Below are 21967 nucleotides of genomic sequence, written 5' to 3'. Positions count from 1 at the left end.
ACTCCTTATTTAGCTGTATCTTATACCACCCATGTAATCGTTGTCAATACCAATACTATGGAATTTACATGCAATTCGTCTATGTGTGCTTTGTCTTATTAAATTGACATAAAAGAAGGAATTTTATACATCAATAGGCGTAGATTCCCTTGCATCCTCGTAATAGTATCGAATCAAAATGTCCTGATCGTAGTTACCGAACCCTTTCCCGAAAAGTGTCAGACCACCACGCCCGGGCACCCCTTCTTCCGGCCTTAATGCAAACGTCCAGTAGGTCGATGAATCGAGTTGCAGATCGTGGATACACACATCCGAGATACGCTGGCCATCCATAAACGTTCCTTCTCTGTTAATACGAAGTACCTTCAGAACACCATACTGGTTAACGTCCAATTTCCACCACAGCGGTGTATGCTTGCCTTTCCGATCCCCAAAGTCCCCGGGGCTTGTCCATGTTCCCAGGTGTTTTCCATTAAGCGAGAAACGGATGTCGGAAGGCCAGTTTTCATTAACTTGAGGTGCTTCCGAACTGAGTTCGAGTGAAATCTCAATCTCTTGGAGATGCTGTTCTGTATTCAGATAATTAGGGACTTTATATTCCAAGAACCCGCGTGCCAACCAGAGTATACCCGCATTAACCCGATCCGGGTCCATAAAGCACGCCGGCGTATCATATTGCCCAATCATTTGTGTTGTTGTTGCAATTCCACAGGTGGGCCAGGCTTCGTAATCCGTGTAGTGACCAACTGGAATAGATACTTCATGATACGGAGCATCAACGGGTTCAGGAGAGAGATTGATCGTCATGAATTCTTGCAGAATAAAGCAGTATTTATATGTGCCCCCATTCTCCCGCTTCATGCGACTGCCTACAATCCCGGCTTTTTGCAGCTTGCTCACATGAGTACTCACGATGGCTTTGCTCAGATACAGTTCTTTGGCCAGCGCATTAATGTGCATTTCTCTGTTCTGCAATAATAAGCGAACGATATTTAGACGGGCCTCGCTTGCGAGGGCCTCGTAAATGATTAAGGACGCGGCATCCGTGCCAAGCATCATGAACTTCACTCCCATATCTCTATAAAATCCATTATATTTAGTGATTTAGGATTCGTTTTTTAGCGAACCCTGTAAAATGAACTTGCTCAATATAATAGCATTATGATACACATTAGATAACAAATCAATAAGTTGATTTTGCTTTTATGCGAATTCAACGTGAAATAAAGTCCATTACGCACCTAAAATTAATTCTATGGAGGTTTTCCCATTGCTTACATCCAAAATGCTTATCGATAAAGACTTTCAGATTGCTGAAGTAGATCCACGTGTCTATGGTTCATTTATAGAACATCTGGGACGGGCCGTGTACGGCGGTATTTATGATCCAGGTCACCCTACTGCGAATGCTCAAGGTTTCCGTCAGGATGCTATTGAAGCGATCAAAGCGCTGAATGTACCTATCGTTCGTTACCCAGGTGGCAATTTCGTATCCGGTTACAACTGGGAAGATGGTGTGGGCCCGGTAGCCGAGCGCAAACGCAGACTTGAACTCGCATGGTGGACGATTGAAACGAATGCGGTAGGTACGAATGAATTTGCAGATTGGGCCAAACTGGTTGGAACCGAAGTGATGATGGCTGTAAATCTGGGTACTCGCGGTATTGATGCGGCCAGAAACCTGATTGAATACTGCAACCACCCATCCGGCACATATTGGAGTGATCTGCGTATCTCTCACGGTTACAAGGATCCGCATAAATTCAAAACCTGGTGTCTTGGCAACGAAATGGACGGCCCTTGGCAGATTGGTGCAATGACTGCATATGAATACGGTCGTATTGCGAACGAAACAGCAAAAGCGATGAAATGGGTTGATCCAGAGATTGAACTCGTTGCATGTGGCAGCTCCAGCCGTGACATGAAGACATTTGCAGATTGGGAAGCAACTGTACTGGATCTCACCTATGAAAATGTAGACTACTTGTCCCTGCATCAGTATTACAATAACAACAAAGACAACACGTATGACTTCCTGGCAACATCGCTGGATCTGGATCAATTTATTGATAGTGTGGCTTCGATCTGTGATTTTGTACAAGCCAAAAAACGCAGTAAAAAGAAATTGATGCTGTCCCTGGATGAATGGAATGTTTGGAAATCCATTGGCACAAGCCGTATGGAAGAACGCTGGCAGATTGCTCCTCCTGAATTTGAAGATGTATACACGCATGAAGATGCATTAGCCGTGGGTTGTTACCTGATTACCATTCTCAAGCACGCCGACCGTGTAAAAATGGCTTGCCTTGCTCAGTTGATTAACACCATTGCACCAATCATGACGGAAAATAACGGAGCGATCTGGTTCCAGACGACATATTTCCCGTTCATGCACGCATCCAACTTCGGTCGTGGTACAGTGTTGCGTTCCATCACTACTTCACCTAAATATGATTCCAAAGACTTTACAGATGTTCCTTATCTCGAAGCAATCAGTGTGCATGATGAAGAGAATGGCACGATCACGATCTTTGCGGTGAACAGACATCTGGATGAGAAATTGGAACTGAATGTGGATCTGCGTTCCTTCGGAGAAACCACATTTGTGGAGCATATCGTATTGGAGAACAACGACTTAAAAGCAACCAATACCAAGGAAAACCCACGCAACGTTCTTCCTCACAACGGCGGGCACACAACCGTAGATCAAGGTAAAGTGCAAGCTGTACTGAACAAAGCGTCGTGGAACGTCATTCGTCTTAAAACCAAACAAGCTTAATCAGAGCGGAATAGAATTTTCTCCTACTCTGCAACATCAGCATTGTTTTTCGCACCGTGTGCAGCTTCCAGCGCGCGGTGCTTTTTGCTGTATGAGGGTAGTCGGCCGAACTACATGGTATCAAAGTTAGATGTTAGACGCGTATTGGAAATCTCAGTTTGTATTCCTCGCAACGAAGGAATTTAACAAACACAGGGAGTCTTATTTAACCCGATTCGGGCGAATTTTAATGGCTTGATACTGACCCGAATAAGGTTTAAGGTTTCTGAGGTTCGTTAGCATTGAGCAAGCATGCGAAATCGAGCTGGTTCAAACCTCATATACAGCATAAGCAAATAAGCCACCCTCCGTTTGGCGTACGGAGAGCAGCTTGCAGTTAAGCATCTAGCTGAGAAGATAAGAACAGATCAGAAAGAGATCAGATCACCCAACATACTAGCAATCCTTCCTTCCCAAATGCAACGAAGGTTGTGTTCTATTTCACAATTTTCATTTCAAGTATTATCCTCGTTGTGCTTCCTCTTCACCTTCGGCATCTGCCGCAGCCTGGCTTGCTGGAGTCATCAGCCCTTGAACCGCCCCCATAAATGGCTGAATCTGCTTAATCATGCCATACCCCATTTTGACCACAGGTGTAAACCGCTGGATCATGCCAAACAACCGCATACCACCGCCTAACATACCTCCAATCGAGCCTGCACCGCCAAGTCCGCCAAAGCCACCACCTAACAATGAACCTAACATAGGCATGAATGATGATACCTGAGCTTGCCGAGAGATTGAACGAGAAGACATCGACCGGGATCGTACCTGCGACTTACGAGTATTGTTCGTCCGTTTACGCTTTCGAGAGGATACTGTTTTTCTTGTAGCCTCTGCTTTAGGTTTGCTTTTGCGAGCACTTCCTTCAGATGAGGGTGCTGAGATTGCGGCCTGAGTAAGCTTTCCGCCTCCGGTAATCACTACCCCTGCGTGATTGACACCAGAGATATAGCCAACGTACGTTTCCCCATTATGAAGAGTCACGCAGACTGGACGATCTTTGAGCCGTTTTGCCTTGACGTGTATTTCATTGGTCTTAACCATGGAATTCACCTCACTTGACTTGATCTACTTTAGTCTACGCAATGGGTGGACGACTTGCCTGTGCGAATAACACAACCGTGTGCCGAAGCAGGAAGATTCTGTTAAGGATAATGTGCTGCTACAGATTTCTTGTTTTTTCTCAGATATGCTTAATATACATCTCATTCAAAATATGACCCACATGATAGGTGTGCTCTGCCAATTCAGATTTCACATAGGATGCAATGTCACTCTTTTGGATATCGTACATGACCTCTACTTCTTTAGAAAAAAGAAGGTGTCCCTCCTTCAATTTCTGCTCCAAGGAGGTAATCTGTTTGGGTTGCAGATCAGCTCCGAGCACCTGCTGAAGTGCTTGCACATATGTTTCAAGAGAACGTGCTCCGACAATTTTCATCCCTTGGTTCTCTTCATTTACAATGATAATGGATGGGAAACCTCTAACTCCCAAACTGGCGACACGCTCAAAGTCTTCCTCTAATAAATCTTGTGCAGATTGCTGTGCAGCCGCCTCAACCACTTCTTTTCCATTCAAACCCAGTTGATTGACGATATCCGTCAGCACATCATCTTCTCCAATATTTTGATTAAATGCAAACACGGCTTCACGCGCACGTCTTAAAAATTCATGCTCTTTACCAAGGTGTGTACTCTGAATGACCTTAAATACGCGAGATGGCGGATAGGAAGAAAGTATTGGATTATCGTGCCAAAGGGAACCATCAATGGGCATACGTGAATGTTCCCCCACTTCCCTCCAATGCCCTGCAACGTCTGAAGGTTTCTGAATTCCGTTAGCGCCATCCGAGAAACCGTTCCAGTTAGCCAGTAGCCCACCCATTTTGATTTCCAACGTAAAATAATGACCGTATTCCTCAACAAACCGATGAAGCACCGGCTCTAGCGCCCAGCAGTGAGAGCAAATCGGATCTGTTGCGTAATAAATGGTTACCTTTTTCCCAACGTGATTCAGATTAATTTCTTGCATAGCCTCTTCTTCGCTCACACCACATATGCCGGTTTCCAGATCACACATCATAGATTCGTTACTCACATGTATCCCGCCTTTAACTTTATGAATTGATTTCCTTGTGTTAGTTTGATTATAATGTCTACAATCTTCTGAACAAGTACGATTCTTTTTCTGACTTAGTATCAAAAAGTATACTATTGGAGGGTATCAAGTGAAATACGAGTTTAATTTCGATCAGTTATGTCCAGCGACTTATGCATTTCAGGTCATTGGAGGCAAGTGGAATCTTCCGATCCTGGCAATCCTCAGTGAAAATGACTGTATACGTTACAATGAATTAAAAAGAAGATTACCTGGCATTACCGGAACGATGCTAACGAACTGTTTGAAGGATTTGATTCATTCCGGTATCGTGCATCGGGAGCAATATAACGAGATACCACCGAGAGTGGAATATTCACTCACCGAATCAGGCAAGGAATTGGTTCCTTTAATTGAATCCATGGTCATGTGGGGTCAGAAACATATGACAGCAGGTGTGAAAGAACAAGATATGTAACACCTCACTTTGGTGGGCCTTGCCTTATGTAACCCCTTAGTCTAGGGGCATTTTCGAATTGATCAGTACACTTTGTTCAACGGCAAAAAAGGCTATCTCACTGGACCATCACGTCCTTAGAAATAGCCTTTCCTTATATAAATAAAAGACTTCCGCTTGTTTATGCATCACTTCATATTCATTCTCGGCTTCGATGTGTTAGACACGACTAACCATACAGTTCCTCATCTTCCTCATTTCCTAAATACATAACCGTGGGTTCTCCCCCAACCAATCTAAGAATCTGCTTTCGTAATTTTGAAGGAAATAAAGGTAGTTCGTTTATATTTTTAATTTCGAGCCATTCATATTCCACTTGATTTTCGTCACTTGGCAGAATAGAACTATCTGTGTCCATCAAACCTATGTACTCGCACAAAAAAACAAAATCTACACGATGAAGAGCTTCACCGTATACCCCTTCAATAACGAATTCCAATGATAACGGTTCTACCTCTACTCTGATTTCTTCTCCGACTTCACGCTTCACAGCGTCGGTCAATGTCTCCCCTGCATTCTGGCTCCCGCCCGGCAGGATATAGATCACTTCATCATGATCATCCTGCTTCATTGCAAGCATCCTTCCATCGTTGATGATCAATGCTTTTGCAGAATTTCGAATCTTTCTTTCCATTGTTAATCCCCCATATATGTCTGTGAAGAATATTTTAACACATACATCTAAACAAATTCTGAACAATCAACTTAGCTCACGCTTGGCGACCTGGATGAAAGCAGCGATGGATGGAGATATCCATTTTTCTCGATGCCAAAGCATTTGTGCAGAAAACGATATATCTGTTAAATCCCAAGGCAATGCAACCAGTTCCCCTTTGCTTAACTCTTGTTTCAAAGCCATTTCAGGCAATAAAGCGATCCCGAGACCTGCCACTGCGCATTGTTTAATGGCTTCTACACTATGAAACTCCAGCTCTGTCAGCACATCTGCGCCTTTCTTCAGCAGAGATTGTTCAAAATAAGCACGATAAGAACAGTTCTTTTCGGTCAGCAAAAAATGCTGTTTGCGAAAGTCATCGATAACTAACGCGGAACGCGATGCTAACATATGATCGGGTGAAACCACCATTTGAAAGGTCTCGTTCTTCAAAAACGCGGAGTGAAGATCTTTGGCACCCACGTGCTCATCCAATACAAAAACGACATCCGTATGCCCTTCCCTCAGACTTGATTTAAGCTCTTGACCAGACAACGGGCGGAACAATAACCGCACACCAGGATAGTCCGCTCGGAAACGTTTGAACAAGGCTGGAAGAAGATAAGCACACAGCACTTCGTCCGCTCCAATAACTACCGTTCCCGCCAATTCCCCGTGTTGACTAGATATGCACTTCGCTTCCTCTACATCGTTTAAGATTTTAGTGGCGTACGGCAGGAATTGCTGCCCAGCATCTGTTAATACAACCTTTTTACCTAATCGATCCAGCAATTTCACGCCCAACTCTTCTTCCAGAGATTTGATTTGCATGGTTATGGTAGACGGGACATAACTCAATAATTCAGCAGTTTGATGAAAGCTGCAAGTCGATGCAAGGGTCCAAAAGGTTTTTAGCTGTCGTATTTCCATGAATTCAAAACCTCCTTTGTTCAAAATAAATGAATGTTATATTCAACAACGTTTCGTTGAATTGATGATAGACGTATTGTAGAGTGAAATCAAGTTATCACTACTTTTATAAGGAGAATCCATCCATGAACGATTATGAAACATATCACCTTGGCAATACATTACTTCAATCGGGACAACAGCTCCCTCATGCTTTTATTGCATACAAGACTTATGGAACCTTAAATCCGGAAAAGGACAATGTTATTGTCGTTCCAACATGGTTTGCTGGACTTCACACAGATAATGAATGGTTAATTGGAGTGGACAAGGCACTGGACCCCAGTCGGTATTTTATCGTTGTGCCCAATATGTTGGGTAACGGATTATCGTCGTCTCCGAGCAATACCCCTGCCCCATTGGATAGAGAGAACTTTCCTCTCATCTCCATGTATGACAATGTGCGTGCCCAACATCAACTTATCACTGAGAAATTCGGTATCTCCAAAATTAAACTCGTTGTGGGCTGGTCTCTGGGAGCCATGCAGGTGTTTCAGTGGGGCACGAGTTATCCGGAGATGGTCGAACGAATTGCCCCCTTTGGCGGAACAGCAAAAAGCAGACCCCATACACAGTTGGTATTCGAAGCAATGATCGCAGCGTTACAGGCAGATTCCAATTTTAAAAATGGCAGATATGAGCTCCCTCCGGTTGCTGGTCTCGCTGCAATGGGGAGAGTTTATGCTCCATGGGGGTTTTCGCAGGCGTATTATTTGGAGAAATTGCATCAATCTGAAGGTTACGATACCTTGAAGTCTTATGTTGAAGATTATTGGGACCAGGTGTTTCTATCCTTTGATGCTAACGACTTAATCACCATGCTTCGTACAGGAATATATGGAGACATTAGTGATAATCCCACAGATGATCGCAACTTTGAACAGGCACTGCGTAAGATCACCTCTCCTGCCCTCGTTATGCCTGGGTCCAGTGACTTGTTTTTTACACCAGAAGACAGTGCGTATGATGTTCAACATATGCCGAATGCTGTTTTTCAGCCCATTGAGTCCAAGTGGGGACACTGCTTCGGGATTGGAGCTAACGAAGTGGATTCACTCCTTATCGATCGTCATCTAAAGCAATTTTTGGAGACATGAGTAAAAAAAGAAGGCGTATAGAGTAAAAAAAGTGCACTACGCTTATTTAGCTTTTCTTCGCTACAACTCAAAAGTAAAAAAACGTATGGGTTCTCGTCAATAACCTTTATATCCCCTTTCCCCTTTCTCGTTTAGAATATTTTCAAGAAAGCATTATTGAAATATGACTGATAAGGGGGAAAAGAAATGAACAAGAAAACGAAAGCTTTACTCTTGTCTGTGTGCATGTCAACCTTATTACTTGCTGCCTGTAGCAGTGGAAGCGGTGCCGAGAAAGATCCAACGACGAACCCGGATTCCAACGAGGGTGGAACGACAACCATTCACACCGTAACGTCAGAATACTCTTCTGCCAAATATCCAAAGGGCGATGATATCACCAACAATGTGTGGATTAAGCGATACAAAGAGAAGTTTAATATCGATGTCAAAACAGACTGGGTCAGCGATGAATATGATACCAAATTGAATTTGGCTATCGCATCGAACGATCTTCCTGACGTATTCAGAGTTAATCCATCACAACTGAGACAGCTGGTCGAAGCAGATATGGTCATGGACCTCTCCGAAGTATTTGATCAACACGCTTCGGATCGTCTCAAAGGTTACATGGAAGCAGATGCGGACAGTTACGAGTCTGGAAAGAAGGACGGCAAGCTGTACGGGATACCGCAGATGCATTGGGGATTAATTGAACAACCAGACTTCATCTGGATTCGGAACGACTGGAAAGAAGAATTGGGACTCCAGGATCCAAAATCTGTGGAAGACATCAAGAATATTGCACTGAAATTCATGGAAAAACACGGCGGTTACGGCATAGCAGTAGACCAATCGTTGGACTACCTCAACCTGCTCGCGATTGCATGGAATGCACATCCGGATATGTGGATGGAAGATGCCAGTGGAAAACTCGTATACGGATCTGTACAGCCTGAGATGAAGAATGCGCTGGCGGAGTGGTCGGAATGGTACAAGCGAGGCATTATTGATCCGGAATTTGCAATCAAAGACTTCAACGCGATGAACGCGGACATTGTCGCCGGCAAAGTGGGAATGCAGCCTTATTACCAATGGTGGGGTTATAATCCGGGTGTCGATACCGTATCCAATCTGGGTAAGGACGCCATCTTCTACCCTTATATCATCCCTACCGTTGATGGGAAGGAAGCCACACAATCCATCTTTTTCGCCAACAACAATTATATTGTCATGAAGAAGGGATTCAAGAACCCCGAGAAAGTAATCCAGATTTTGAACGACTATGCTTATATCGTGGATGAAGGCAATGGCAAGGAATCTACAGAAACGCTATCTGCCTTGCTGGATAACGATATTGCCCATGTTGTTGGAGCCTTCCGTGTACTTAACCCCAATTCCGATTACGAGCAATTCGAGGCGGTGTCGGCTGCCCTTGAATCCAAGGATACCAGTGGACTCACGACTTCGGGTATGTGGCAAAAATATAATAACAGTGTTGAATTCATGGAGAACGCAACCCCTGGTGCAGTCGGTGATTATTTGCAACAAGGTGCTCCCAAAAATGCATATGGCCTAGCCAAAAAAGTACTCGACAGCGAAAACTATACGAAGACAGCCTTATGGGGTGTTACACCAGAGATCCTGTCAAGCTATGGAACAACCTTGGATGATATCCTGACAGAGGGCTTTACCAAGATCATTATGGGAAGTGAAAGTATCGATTATTTCGATGTGATTGTCCAGAATTGGCGTGCAGCCGGAGGCGATGATGCAACCCAGGCAGTCAATGAGGCATACGGGGCAAAATAATCTCGTTCATAAAGAGGGGATGAGGGTGATCTCACCCCTCTATTTGATAGCGATTACATTTCCCGCACGATGAACGGAGGAATATGAATGTTGAGAAAATGGAAACAGCAGAGTCCTTACCATCTCATGTTGATCCCAAGCCTGGTCTTGGTCTTCATCTTTAGTTACATTCCTTTCTACGGACTTATTATCGCGTTTCAGAAATACAATCCGGGACTCGGCTTCAACTCGCCTTGGGTGGGATGGGATAATTTTACGCACGTATTCAATCAGCCGAACTTCGTAAGAACCATCTGGAATACACTGTACATGTCTGTCTTCAAGATTATCGGCGGGATAATCGTGCCCGTTATTTTCGCATTACTCCTTAACGAAGTCCTTCACAGCGGAATCAAACGTACATTTCAAACGCTTGTATATATTCCAAATTTCCTCTCTTGGGTCATTATGGCTGGCATCATGCTGGACATACTGAGCTCTGACGGTATTATCAATACCTTTTTAGGCGTGTTCGGGATTGCACCGATCTCTTTTCTTGGCACCCCCTCTATATTTCCCTGGACGATGATTGTAAGTGACATATGGAAAGGCTTTGGTTTTGGCACGGTTGTTTATTTGGCAGCACTGACCAGTATTGATCCAGGACTCTACGAGGCCGCAGTAATTGACGGCGCCAAACGCTGGAAGCAAACCATCTATATTACCTTGCCTCTCCTCATGCCAACGATTGTCTTAATGACTGTGCTGTCGTTAGGAAATGTACTGAATGCCGGCTTTGACCAGATCTATAATCTCTACTCCCCTGTTGTCTATCAGACCGGTGATATTATTGATACCTATGTATATCGGTTGGGAATTCAACAGGCTCAATATTCGATCGGAACAGCTGTCGGGTTATTCAAATCCATCATTTCCAGTGTTCTCGTTGCTGTATCGTACATTCTGGCTTACAGAGTGGCTGGCTATCGTATCTTCTAAGAAGGAGGAGGAACTCACATTATGATCCATGATAAAAGTATGAGCAGACGTGTATTTCTTATCTTAAACTACACTATATTGCTTCTAATTTCTCTCTTATGTATCCTGCCATTTATTAACCTGTTGGCTGTTTCATTCAGCAGCAGCGCAGCTGTATCTGCGGGGAGTGTTACATTCTGGCCTGTGGAATTTACGACAAAAGCCTATGAATTTGCGTTAACGGGAGGGTCATTTTTCTCCTCTCTCTGGGTGGCCATCCAACGAACCGTTCTCGGAACATTGGTGAATCTGGTTCTGATCGTACTCACGGCCTATCCCCTCTCCAAATCCAAACAAAAATTAATGGGGCGTAACATCTATATGGGATTTTTCATTGTAACCATGTTATTCAGTGGAGGATTAATTCCAACCTATCTCGTGGTTGTCAAAATGGGACTAATCGATTCCATATGGTCTTTGATCCTGCCTGGGGCTCTCCCCGTATTCAGTATGATTATCCTCATGAATTTCATTAGAGGGTTGCCCGAGGAGATTGAAGAATCAGCCATTATCGATGGTGCTGGTCCAGTACAGGTATTGCTTCGGATTCTGCTCCCACTTCTTAAGCCCGCTCTCGCAACCGTTGGTTTGTTCAGTATCGTTGCCCACTGGAATTCGTGGTTCGATGGCATTATTTATATGAACAATCCAGCCAATTATCCATTACAAAGCTACCTGCAGACCCTTCTGCAAAGTTTTGAGCAAATCATGCTGAAATCCGGCTCGGATTATACGCAGCTATTATCCATGATGAACGCCAGAACGGGACGCGCAGCTCAAATGTTCTTGGGAGCCATTCCGATTTTACTCGTATATCCGTTCCTACAGAAATACTTTACCAAAGGTTTGGTGCTAGGCAGCGTCAAGGGGTAAACCAAAGGGCTTGCAGTTCATACTGCAAGCCCTTTGGTTCTATCTAAACTCTGAAATGGCAGGCAGCAAAATGGAGAACTTGGTACCTTCACCTACTATACTCTCCACCTGTATTCCATAATGTTTCCCAAAATGAAGTTGAATTCGTCGCTGCACATTATGCAGTCCAATTCCATTGGTTCCTGTACCTGCACCGGACTTTTCTTCCATGAGGTTCTGCATCGTATGTTGATCCATACCCACGCCATTATCGCAGATTTCAATGACAACTTCATCCATTCGCAGTTGAATCCGAATGGTGATGATTCCGTCTTCCTCTAGCTCGGCCAGGCCATGAAAAATTGCATTCTCCACAATGGGCTGCAGGATCATTTTGGGCATCCGATAATCCAACACTCTATCCTCAATCTCATATCTCATCTGAATACAATCATAGTACCTGACATTCTGGATCGTTACATAATTGGCTATATTATCGAGTTCCTCACGAATCGTTACGAGGGTTCCATCGGATTTTGTGGCATAGCGGAGCATCGAGATTAGGGCATCAGTCATATCCACGATTTTGTCAGCTTGTTGCATCGAGGCGATCCATTTCACCGACCCAAGGGTATTATATAGAAAATGAGGCTTGATCTGGTCATGGAGCGCACGCATCTCGGCCTTGGCTTTTTCTATCTCTTCTTGCTGTATCCGTTCGACCAACCGCTTCAACTCGTGAGACATTCTATTAAATCGAATGGATAAGTGTCCAATCTCGTCTCTTGAGCCAATAGGTTCAACTTGTTCAAACTGACCTTTCTCAACTAACGCGATATTCCGTAGCAGTTTTTTAATGGGCGTTGTGATCACGTGAGATAGAAAGATGGATATGACGGCAGCAAAAAGAACAATGACCATGGCGAGCGTCACCAGATTACGGCCCAATATTTTGCCATCCGCAGTCAACTCATCCAAAGGCATATATAAGTAAGTTGTCCATTTTTGCTGACTAAGGGGACTGGTCACCACGACATTGAATGTTTCAGGTGGACGCACGTTGTCCCTGAACAATGTCCCAATTAATCGTTCGTTCACGTTATATACGATTTTGTCATCCTCATCAACGATCATGAATCTGGAGCGTAACCCTTCCTGCAAATTTCGATTGACAATCTCGATGAATTTGATATCAATACTGACAACGATTACACCAAGCAGCTCTCCACTAGACACATCATGAATTTTGCGAGCGTGTGACACTGCCAGTATTTTATTCTCCAATTGCTCGTCGATTCGTGTTGTGAGGGTAATGGTTCGATCATTATCATGCATGAACTTTTTAAACCATAATTCATTCGCTACTTTGTAGTTCGGATCAATGGGTTGATGCGGACTGACAAAAAGGTCCTGTCCCCCGTTCATATTGTAGAGGTAGATGGAGAATACACGATCTTTCATCATGATATAATTCATCAGAATGTTGTATGCGGCAATCTCATGCTGTTCATCACCCGTTCGCAGGAAATCCTGGATTGGAAAACTTCCTTCATGAGTGGCAGACAGATTGTCACTAAGGCCATTGCTAGCCAGTAATGAAATTTTTTCAATCTCCTTGAGGAACTCGTCAATGCGAATATTCGTCTGTTTGGCTAGATCATTGAGCAGCGTTGTATAGTTCTGTGCCAATAACCGCTCTGAGGAGTAATACGAATTGATCGTCATCACCAATACCGGAAGGATAATGACGGTCATACAGATCACCATAATTTTGTACTTGATTCGGAAAGGCCGAACATGCTTCATATGCTGCACCTCTATTCACCGATTACATTCATCCCTGCTGTAACTCTCGATATTCCTCAGGGGTGACACCTACCGATTTTTTGAAAATCTTACTGAAGTACGTGTAATTATGGTAGCCTACCTTTTCTGCGATTTCATACACTCTCATTCCTCTGCTCGATAGATACGTTTTAGCATGTTCAATGCGAACTCGGGTCAAATACGTGATAAAGTTCTCTCCTCGTTCCTGCTTGAACACCCGGCTTAAATACGACGGATTAACACTGATTTGGCTTGCGATGCCTTGCAAGGAAATATCCTCAGCATAATACTTGTCGATCAATTCAGTGGCCAGATCGGTGTAGGTGCTTTCCTGTTTGTTTTGGGAATCGGTTTGGAAGTAATACGCAATATGGGCAAGCATATCTTGGTGAATATCCTCCCAATACTCCCCCTTTAGAACGATTTCATATGGCGATTTTTCTGTTAAAGAAGCTGTACCTCTTTCCGTAGCTCGGGAAAGATGGGAATGTATCACTTCCAATACCATGATATATTGCTTGCGAATGCTATTCTCATCCGCTCGTAGCTGCTCCAGATTGAATCGGATTCCTTCGAGGAACTCTTTCGCTTTATTGTTGTCTTTGCTTACCCATAACTTCAACAAATCTCGTTCTTGTTGCGGGCTTAAAGCCCCCTTAATTTCCTGTCGATCTGGGGATTCGACCATATACTCGTAATACAATACCTTGTTGCTACCTGTGAAGAACCCATGTTGTAGAGCCATTTCCGCCTCTTGGCAGGCCTTCTTAATGTGAGGGAAGCCCGAAACCATCGTACTTACACCTGCGGTGAGGGACAGATTCATAAAGTCCTTGATGGAAGACAGCAATTTGTTACATAGTTTATTTATATCGGTGTGTACAGATTGGCTCTCAGGATGTACATTGACGATCACCCAATAGTCAGAAGAACTTTCAACAAAAATCTCCTTCTCCCACTTCGAGGGAATAATCTCTTCCATAATATTAAGAATTGAAAATCGGAGTAGCTTTTCCCCCTTCTCAACATATTTCCTCTTTGCGTCCTCGTAATAGTTCACGATGAACTTGATGACAACCAGCTGGTCCGAATGGATACGAAAATGCAGTTCTTCTGCTCTGGAGATGATGTCCTCTCCACTTATGAATCCGCTTACAATATCTTGAAAAAAACTATCCTTTAGATATCTTAGATTCTTAGAATAATCCTGCGCGATAGAGGGTGAATTGGTTGGATGAACATGTTCACTTTGCAGTTTCTGTCCAACCGTGCTCAGGAGCTCAATAAGGGAGGATTCGGTGATCTCGCTTTTAATCAAGTAATCTGTAGCGCCAAGTTTCAGTGCCTCTTTCACATAATGAAATTCGTCAAAATTACTCAGGATGACATACTTACAGGTTTTTAGTGAGCCGGAGGCCTCTTGTATAAGCTGCAGTCCATCCATAACCGGCATCTTGATATCTGTAATAATTAGGTCCGGTATTACTTCAAGTGCCAGGCTCAATGCCTCTTTACCATTTCCAGCTTCACCAACAACATGGAAATTGTACTCTTCCCAATTCAGCATAGAACGAATTCCAACCCGCATGAGCAATTCATCATCGACGATCATCAGTTTATACATGCGTATCCTCCAACATGAACCATTTTTAGATATTTTACCATTAAACGGACTCCTGCGAAGGAGTCTAACGAACCTTCTTGGATTATGGTTTTCATAAATATCACTTTTTCGGAACGTACGTTCGTGTTATAATCAGATTATCGTATTTTGTGCAGTATATAATCTCTACTTGGAAAGGATACATACCATGAATTTATATAAGTTTGAATTGACGGTGAATGGATATCTGTTACGCGTGCACTTCAGTGCATCAGAAGAAAGTGGACTGAAATGGTGCAAACGAATTGCGACTGAATTCCAGAGCAACGTTGCCAATCTGGAGATTAAGGTTGATATACATAAAAAGCAAAAACAAAAGAATGCATGGGAATATCACGGTAAGCCGTATCTATATGATCGAACATTAAGGAAGAAACCGCTTGCGAAGAAGAATAAGGCGTCTGAATCATCTGCTGTGATGTAAAGGATGACTTAGATTGCGAAATATCCATTATCCGTTTGAACTCGCTAACCTTTTGTTATATTAGGAGCTTACAGTTCTTTTAATGAATAGACAAAAAGACTAAAGAACGGCTACTGACGATAACATCAGTGACGTTCTTTAGTCTTTGAATAAGCACGATCGACACCACGAACAGGACTCTTCTTACAATTTCACGCCCCGGCGTCTCCAATCATTTGTCGTTCAATTTGCTTCATTTTATAAAAATAACCTTTTTGATCCATTAACTCGGAGAAAGAACCCGATTCTACAATCTTGCCTTGGTCCATGACGACAATCCGATCCATCTCTTCTAATCCCGTCAGCCGGTGACAGATCAGAAGAACTGTATCTTCGGTCGCCTGTGCCAAAAGATGCTGTAATACACGTTGCTCTGTGACGTAATCCAGAGAAGAAGTTGGTTCGTCCAGCAGCCATAACCTTCCGTTGCGCAACATGGCGCGTGCCAGAGCTAGCCGCTGCTTCTCGCCATCCGACAGATTCTCCCCTTTTTCATACACCATGTCGTTCAACGACTTATTCGGCAGTTGTACTTTGTCCAGAACAGCCATTAGTTTTTCATCCGAATGTTCTTCTCCATTCAGCAGCAGGTTATCCCGAATGGTTCCTCGGAAGAAATGACTTTGCTGCAACACAACATTTGCCCTTTGCCAAATACTCTCTTCATTCAATTCCTGCACCGGAATATCGTTTAACCATATATCACCAGACGTTGGTGTACGCAGCTTGAGTAGCAGATCAATAATCGTTGACTTACCTGACCCGCTCGGCCCGACAATCGCAGTTTTGGAGCCTGCTGTAAGCTGCAGGGATAGCTCCCTCAGCGCCGGTCTCCATTCTCCTTCATATTGGAAGTTAACATGAGTTAACTCGATTGAAACTGCATGATCGCCTGACAATTCACCCCTTGGCTGTGCAGGATGTACATCGGAGGTTGGCACAGTTTCCGTCAGTCGCTGAGCTGCATGTTCGCTGTCCTGTTTATATAGAGGTAATACAGCCATTCCCGCAGCTTCTTCGAACACAGTCTGAGTAGCCAGGATCAGCATGGCGAGGAATACACCAGCGAACACTCCGTTCATAATCAAGAAAGCGCTCAGGGCAAGCACACCCCATGTCACGAGATACGTCACAAAAACGTGCATGGATTGCCCTCGTAGCAAGTGCGAAGCGGCTTGTTTCTGTTCTGTTGCCAATGTAGCGGAAGCCTGCTGAAGCTGCTGCTCGCGCTGTTCCAATTGGCCGTATACTTTCAGATCCCGGAAACCATACAACACTTCGGTCACTTCCGTGGACAGCAAAGCCCGTTGCTGGCGGACACGTCCGTGGATTTTTCGCTGTCCCAACAAAACAATGCCAGGTACAACAAAAGCCGTGATCAGCATGCCAAGTACCAGCAAACACGCAATCCAGATTGAAAAAGCCGAAGTGAACAGCATGGTAGCCAAAAACACCATGACAACAATGATCGGTGGATAGGCGACACGCAAAAAGTAATTTTGCAAGCTTTCCACATCACCCACGATCCGCGCAAGCAGATCTCCGCTTCGGTTTTTGTTCATGATACCCGGTGTCACCGGGATCAGTTTGGCAAAAAAGGATGTCCGCAAACGGCTGAGCATGGAGAACGTCGCCCTATGAGAATACAAGCGTTCTGCGTAACGACTCGCCGCCCGAAGGAAACCGAGCAGTTTGACCATCGAGGTAAGTACGATTAAGGTGTATAGCGGTGGCGCAAATACCGTTTGCGAAATCATGTATCCACTCGCGGAAAAGAGCGCTACCCCTGCTATGCCAGCGATAAATCCGCCCAAAATGGAAAGCAAGATATCCTTGCGCTCCTGAATCATCGCTTTTGACAGAATCGTCAGCTCATTCATGCTAACCCTCCTTTCCGTTGTACATCCACCATCTCCGCATATTGAGGCAGGCGCACCAGAAGCGCTTCATGATGTCCTGAATCCACCAACACCCCATTATCCATAAACAAAATGTTGTCTGCATGTTGAATCGTATATAAACGGTGTGCCACCGTAATCATCGTCGCTGTTTTGGCTAATGACGCAATGGACTGTTGCAGTACCCGTTCGGTGTGAAGATCCAGTCCTACTGTGGGTTCATCGAACAAAATAACGGCTGGTTTCTTCAGAAAAGCTCGTGCCAAGGCAAGTCGCTGCTTTTCCCCACCAGATAACCCCCGACCACCCTCACCAACAAACGTATCCAATCCCTGCTCCAACTGAGCGACAACGCCAGCAAGTCCTGCTTCCTCTGCCGCCTGCTCTATTTCAGCTCTGGAGACGTTTCGACCTGCTCCAATCACTATATTTTCAGCAAAGGTACCTGCAAAAATATACGGATGCTGTGTAATGTAGCTAACTTGCTCAAACCATGCAGTTTCATCATGTTGCGAAAGCTCCATTCCGTTAACCAGAACCGCTCCCGAATCTGGTTTCAACAAACCGGCAATGAGATGCAACAGCGTTGTTTTACCGGAGCCGCTTTTGCCTACAATGGCAATCTGTTCTCCCGGTCCAATCGAGAGCTGTCCTGTCTCAAGTCCAAAGGAATCCGGTGTGTACCGGAAACGAACGTGGTCCAGTTCAATGGTTGGTGGCATCAGAGTCAACTCGGCACGACTTGTGCGTAACTTGTCCTGCTGCACCCTTAAATCGTTTGTATCACCGATATGTGTATCCTTCTCGGCTTTCTCATCTATGGTAGGCTTACTTGCGCCACTCGTCTCCTCAAGCATCTCTTCCACCTTACGAATGGCCCCCATACTGGTTCGCCCGCTGTGAAAAGCCGTTCCTGTATTCTTCAATAGACTGTAAAACTCAGGGACGAGCAACAACACAAGAAAGGCCGTGTGGAAGCTCATCGATTTGAACACGAGTAACTGTATAGCCAGTTCGAGCGCAACGATACCGATGCTTAACATTACGATCGATTCCAGCATAAACGTATTTGTAAAGGCAATCTTCAAAATGCCCATCGTGGCATCCCGATAACCCAGACTGCTGCGTTCAATCTCCTGCTGCTGACGTTTAGCCCGTCCGAATATTTTCAACGTAACCAGCCCTTGAAGCGAATCCAGAAATGTACCTGAAAACTCGGCCAGCTGCGCGTATTTCTCTTCGGATTTGTTCTTTGTCTTGAGTCCCACCAAAATCATGAACAGCGGGATAAACGGAGCTGTAAACAGCATAATGTAGCCTGTGTTGGCGTGCTGGGTAAACGTAACGATCAGAATCAGTATCGGAATCATTGCAGCTTCCATCATACGCGGCATGTACTGACTGAAATAGCTGTCAGCTTCATCCACAGCATCCAGAGCAACGCTGACCTTTCCTCCCGTCTGTCCACGAAGGGTTGAAGGCATGGAAGCGCGGGTAAGGTTCTGCAACACAGAAGCTCGCATATTTGTCTTGGCACGTGCTGCCATATGCAATCCCACTTTCCCGTTGCCGTACGTCAACAGTGTGCGCACAGCCATTACTGCCAGCAATAGCCCAAGCAGCAGCATCACCGATGAGAAGGAAGCTTTCTCTACAAAAATCCGTTGGACTGCTTCAGCCACCAATGCCGCCTGACTTATAATAGTCACACCAAGCGCCAGCGAAATGATCGCAAGGAGCAGCCTGTTTGTTCGTTGTAACGACATTTGCTGCGAGATCAGATTGGATTTGGCTCTTCTCTTCACAGAACGCTCCTCCTTTATTTTTTCCCTTTGACATAATCCGCATCAAACAAGAACAGTTTGAAGACCAGAATAAGAGAAGGAATTAACAGGCACAGCCCACCGATAAACACAACCACTAGCGCAAAACCCATTGCTGGCGGTGTGGCACTGCTCTGAATCGTGATATATGGATCAAGAATATAAGGATACTGCCCAATGCCGTAAGCGAAAAAGGCTGTGAAAAATTGCAGCATAATGAAAATAAAAGCTAATCCGTAACGGCGACCGTTATATAACAGCCACATGGCAATCATGAAAAATGCAACGGAAAGCGCCAGCAACCACCATAAATCCATCATGTTTTGGAAATGACGCTCATTGTGTTGACCCAAATATATAAATGCAGTCAACGCGAGAATGATGGTCGGTGTACTCCAGAACAAAGCATAGTTACGCATCAGTTTTAATGCCGAATGATCCTCTGCCCGAGAAGCGTAAAATGTAAGAAATGATCCGCTAATGAACAATACGGATACGATGGCGAGTCCAACGATGCTCCACGATAATGGATTCGTAAATAGTGCCCAGTAATCAAGGGAAACCGTCTCGCCTTGCTTTAGAATAAAGCCACCTTCAGACAATGTTAGTGCCACTGACAACGACGCCGGGATAAGCAAACCCGTAGCTCCGTATAAGAACAAATATATAATGTTATTTTTGGAACCGTAATTCTCAAAAGCATAAAACGACCCCCGAATAGCAAGCAGAATGACGGCAATACTTCCCGGGACAAGCAGCGCGGAGCCATAATAATAAGCGGTATCCGGGAAAAACCCGACGATGCCAATATAGAAAAAGACAAAAAATACGTTGGTGATCTCCCACACCGGTGATAGATACCGGGAAATCAGCCGATTAATCAGATGATCCTGCTTGGTCAGGCGTGCATAAAAGGCGAAAAAACCTGCTCCAAAATCAATAGAAGCTACAATAAGATAGCCATACAAGAACAGCCAGAGTACCGATATACCAATTAATTCATAACTCATCAGGCCTGCTCCCCTCCCTTGGCTGATTGATCACGCTTCTCTTTCAACCATTTCTCCATCTCAAGCTCAGCAGGATTGTTATTGAACAAACGTCTCAGCACGAGAACACAGATGACGCCAAGCACGATGTACAGAAGCAAGAAGACGAAAAATAAAATTCGTACACTCGGTGACGAAGTGGCGGCCTCTTCTACGCGCATATAACCTCGGATGATCCAGGGCTGCCGCCCGATCTCTGCATAGAACCAGCCCATCTCAACGGCCAGAAATGCAAGCGGTGCACTGAGTGCAACCATGCGTAGCATCCACTTGTTAAACTGGTTGCGTTTCTTCCAGAACACAAACAGGAAATACAGAGATGAGATCGCAAGCAGTGCGAAACCGATTCCAGCCATCAGATCAAACAAGTAATGCACAAGTAACGGCGGATGCTCATCGGGTGGAAATTCATTCAGCCCGGTTACCTCGGCGTTAAAGTCTCCAAAGGCAAGAAAGCTGAGCACTTTCGGCAAATGGAGAGCACCTATGATTTCATGCTCAGCATTCAGCCATCCTAATAAGATCAGATCCGCGCCGCTTTCCGTCTCGAAATGCCACTCGGCAGCCGCGAGCTTCTCCGGTTGATGCTCAGCCAAAAACTTGGCAGATACATCTCCGGCTAAGGAGTTTAATAAGCTGAAGACCAGAACAACGGCCATCATGAGGTTCAGGCCCTTTTTGTGGTAGGCTGACACCCCTTTTCTCAGCATCGCCAAGGCTGCAATTCCTGCTAACAGAGCAGCTCCTGTCAGATAAGCAGAGCTTAATACATGAAATACTTTGGAGAACGTCGCCGCATTCAGCATTGCTTGTACAGGATTCACTGCCAAGAATTGACCTGCTTCCATGACAAAGCCTTCAGGCTGGTTCATGAATCCATTTACTGTCGTGATAAAAACAGCAGACATCCCTGCCCCGGCAACAACCGGTATAGTCAGCAACCAGTGGATATAAGGATTTTTGAACCGATCCCACGTGTACAAATAAATGCCCAAGAAGATCGCTTCAAAAAAGAACGCGAATACTTCCATAAATAGTGGCAGTGCAATAACATTCCCGGCCAATTTCATAAAATTCGGCCACACCAGGGCCAATTGCAGCGATATCGCTGTACCTGTCACCACACCAACCGCCACAGATATGACAAATCCTCTGGACCACCTCTTTGCCATAAGTATGTAATGGTGATCCTTCTTCCGAATACCGATGAACTCTGCAATTGCAATCATCAAAGGTACACCAACACCAAGCGTTGCAAAAATAACGTGGAATCCGAGTGTCAAACCAGTCACCAGTCTGCTCCATAACACCGTATCAATAGCCATTCTTTATGTTGCCTCCTTTCAAAATCTGTTGATTTTTAGTGAAAAATATTTGCTTATGATCAGGTCTGCTACTCACTGGTTGCATTTAATATCAGATTAGGA

18 protein-coding genes are annotated in these 21967 nt (G+C 44.6%); 7 read left to right on the top strand and 11 right to left on the bottom strand.

What is annotated here, in order from left to right:
* Positions 1–123: 123 nt before the first annotated feature.
* Positions 124–1059, bottom strand: coding sequence for an ArsR family transcriptional regulator (locus MKX40_RS15015; protein ID WP_339242764.1), 936 nt, complete (start codon positions 1057–1059; stop codon positions 124–126).
* A gap of 226 nt (positions 1060–1285) precedes the next feature.
* Between MKX40_RS15015 and MKX40_RS15010 the strand changes: the two genes are divergently transcribed.
* Positions 1286–2779: an alpha-N-arabinofuranosidase gene (locus MKX40_RS15010; protein ID WP_339243079.1), complete on the top strand. Its 1494-nt coding sequence runs from the start codon at positions 1286–1288 to the stop codon at positions 2777–2779.
* 501 nt (positions 2780–3280) lie between these two features.
* Here MKX40_RS15010 and MKX40_RS15005 read toward each other — a convergent pair.
* Complete coding sequence (locus tag MKX40_RS15005; RefSeq protein WP_339242762.1) at positions 3281–3865, bottom strand: hypothetical protein; 585 nt, start codon at positions 3863–3865, stop codon at positions 3281–3283.
* Positions 3866–4004: 139 nt separating this feature from the next.
* Complete coding sequence (locus tag MKX40_RS15000) at positions 4005–4919, bottom strand: DsbA family protein (RefSeq protein ID WP_339242760.1); 915 nt, start codon at positions 4917–4919, stop codon at positions 4005–4007.
* Positions 4920–5049: 130 nt separating this feature from the next.
* Here MKX40_RS15000 and MKX40_RS14995 point away from each other — a divergent pair, with 130 nt between their 5' ends.
* Complete coding sequence (locus tag MKX40_RS14995; protein ID WP_339242759.1) at positions 5050–5397, top strand: helix-turn-helix domain-containing protein; 348 nt, start codon at positions 5050–5052, stop codon at positions 5395–5397.
* A gap of 208 nt (positions 5398–5605) precedes the next feature.
* On the opposite strand, the gene MKX40_RS14990 is transcribed toward MKX40_RS14995, so the two are convergent.
* Together MKX40_RS14990 and MKX40_RS14985 are read right to left on the bottom strand one after the other, a co-directional pair.
* The gene (locus tag MKX40_RS14990) at positions 5606–6070 is read right to left on the bottom strand and encodes an NUDIX domain-containing protein (RefSeq protein ID WP_339242757.1); all 465 of its coding nucleotides are present in this window, start codon (positions 6068–6070) and stop codon (positions 5606–5608) included.
* A gap of 66 nt (positions 6071–6136) precedes the next feature.
* Entirely contained in the window at positions 6137–7021 is an 885-nt protein-coding gene (locus MKX40_RS14985; protein ID WP_339242756.1) for a LysR family transcriptional regulator, read from the bottom strand.
* 125 nt (positions 7022–7146) lie between these two features.
* Here MKX40_RS14985 and MKX40_RS14980 point away from each other — a divergent pair, with 125 nt between their 5' ends.
* The 4 genes from MKX40_RS14980 to MKX40_RS14965 all read left to right on the top strand — a co-directional run bounded on the left by MKX40_RS14980 (position 7147) and on the right by MKX40_RS14965 (position 11838).
* A complete protein-coding gene (locus tag MKX40_RS14980; protein WP_339242754.1) occupies positions 7147–8157 on the top strand; it encodes an alpha/beta fold hydrolase in 1011 nt (336 codons plus the stop codon).
* Between the two features lie 186 nt (positions 8158–8343).
* Positions 8344–9948 (top strand): hypothetical protein, encoded by a 1605-nt coding sequence (locus MKX40_RS14975; protein ID WP_339242752.1) that lies wholly within the window; start codon positions 8344–8346, stop codon positions 9946–9948.
* Between the two features lie 87 nt (positions 9949–10035).
* Entirely contained in the window at positions 10036–10926 is an 891-nt protein-coding gene (locus MKX40_RS14970; RefSeq protein WP_339242751.1) for an ABC transporter permease subunit, read from the top strand.
* Positions 10927–10947: 21 nt separating this feature from the next.
* Entirely contained in the window at positions 10948–11838 is an 891-nt protein-coding gene (locus MKX40_RS14965) for a carbohydrate ABC transporter permease (RefSeq protein ID WP_339242749.1), read from the top strand.
* Positions 11839–11877: 39 nt separating this feature from the next.
* Here the strand turns inward: MKX40_RS14965 and MKX40_RS14960 are convergent, their stop codons facing one another.
* Both MKX40_RS14960 and MKX40_RS14955 read right to left on the bottom strand, forming a co-directional pair.
* The gene (locus tag MKX40_RS14960; RefSeq protein WP_339242747.1) at positions 11878–13623 is read right to left on the bottom strand and encodes a sensor histidine kinase; all 1746 of its coding nucleotides are present in this window, start codon (positions 13621–13623) and stop codon (positions 11878–11880) included.
* Between the two features lie 28 nt (positions 13624–13651).
* Positions 13652–15268 carry a helix-turn-helix domain-containing protein gene (locus MKX40_RS14955; RefSeq protein WP_339242745.1) on the bottom strand — a complete coding sequence of 539 codons (1617 nt, stop codon included), beginning with the start codon at positions 15266–15268 and terminating at the stop codon, positions 13652–13654.
* Between the two features lie 187 nt (positions 15269–15455).
* On the opposite strand from MKX40_RS14955, the gene MKX40_RS14950 reads away from it, so the two are divergent.
* On the top strand, positions 15456–15731 hold the full coding sequence (locus MKX40_RS14950; RefSeq protein WP_339242743.1) for a hypothetical protein: 276 nt from the start codon (positions 15456–15458) through the stop codon (positions 15729–15731).
* Positions 15732–15922: 191 nt separating this feature from the next.
* On the opposite strand, the gene cydC is transcribed toward MKX40_RS14950, so the two are convergent.
* Genes cydC through MKX40_RS14930 form a run of 4 tightly spaced genes read right to left on the bottom strand, consistent with a single transcriptional unit; the run spans position 15923 to position 21865 of the window.
* Complete coding sequence (gene cydC, locus MKX40_RS14945) at positions 15923–17650, bottom strand: thiol reductant ABC exporter subunit CydC (RefSeq protein ID WP_339242742.1); 1728 nt, start codon at positions 17648–17650, stop codon at positions 15923–15925.
* Positions 17647–19434, bottom strand: coding sequence for a thiol reductant ABC exporter subunit CydD (gene cydD, locus MKX40_RS14940; RefSeq protein ID WP_339243077.1), 1788 nt, complete (start codon positions 19432–19434; stop codon positions 17647–17649). Before cydD ends, cydC begins: the two co-directional genes overlap by 4 nt.
* A gap of 53 nt (positions 19435–19487) precedes the next feature.
* The gene (locus MKX40_RS14935) at positions 19488–20501 is read right to left on the bottom strand and encodes a cytochrome d ubiquinol oxidase subunit II (RefSeq protein ID WP_339242741.1); all 1014 of its coding nucleotides are present in this window, start codon (positions 20499–20501) and stop codon (positions 19488–19490) included.
* A complete protein-coding gene (locus tag MKX40_RS14930) occupies positions 20501–21865 on the bottom strand; it encodes a cytochrome ubiquinol oxidase subunit I (protein WP_339242739.1) in 1365 nt (454 codons plus the stop codon). The genes MKX40_RS14935 and MKX40_RS14930 overlap by 1 nt, the downstream gene beginning before the upstream one ends.
* Positions 21866–21967: the final 102 nt, after the last annotated feature.

The organism is Paenibacillus sp. FSL R5-0517, assembly GCF_037974355.1.
Lineage (GTDB): Bacteria > Bacillota > Bacilli > Paenibacillales > Paenibacillaceae > Paenibacillus.
The sequence above is the reverse complement of the archived record's forward strand: the minus strand, read 5'-3'. Positions and strand labels throughout refer to the sequence as shown.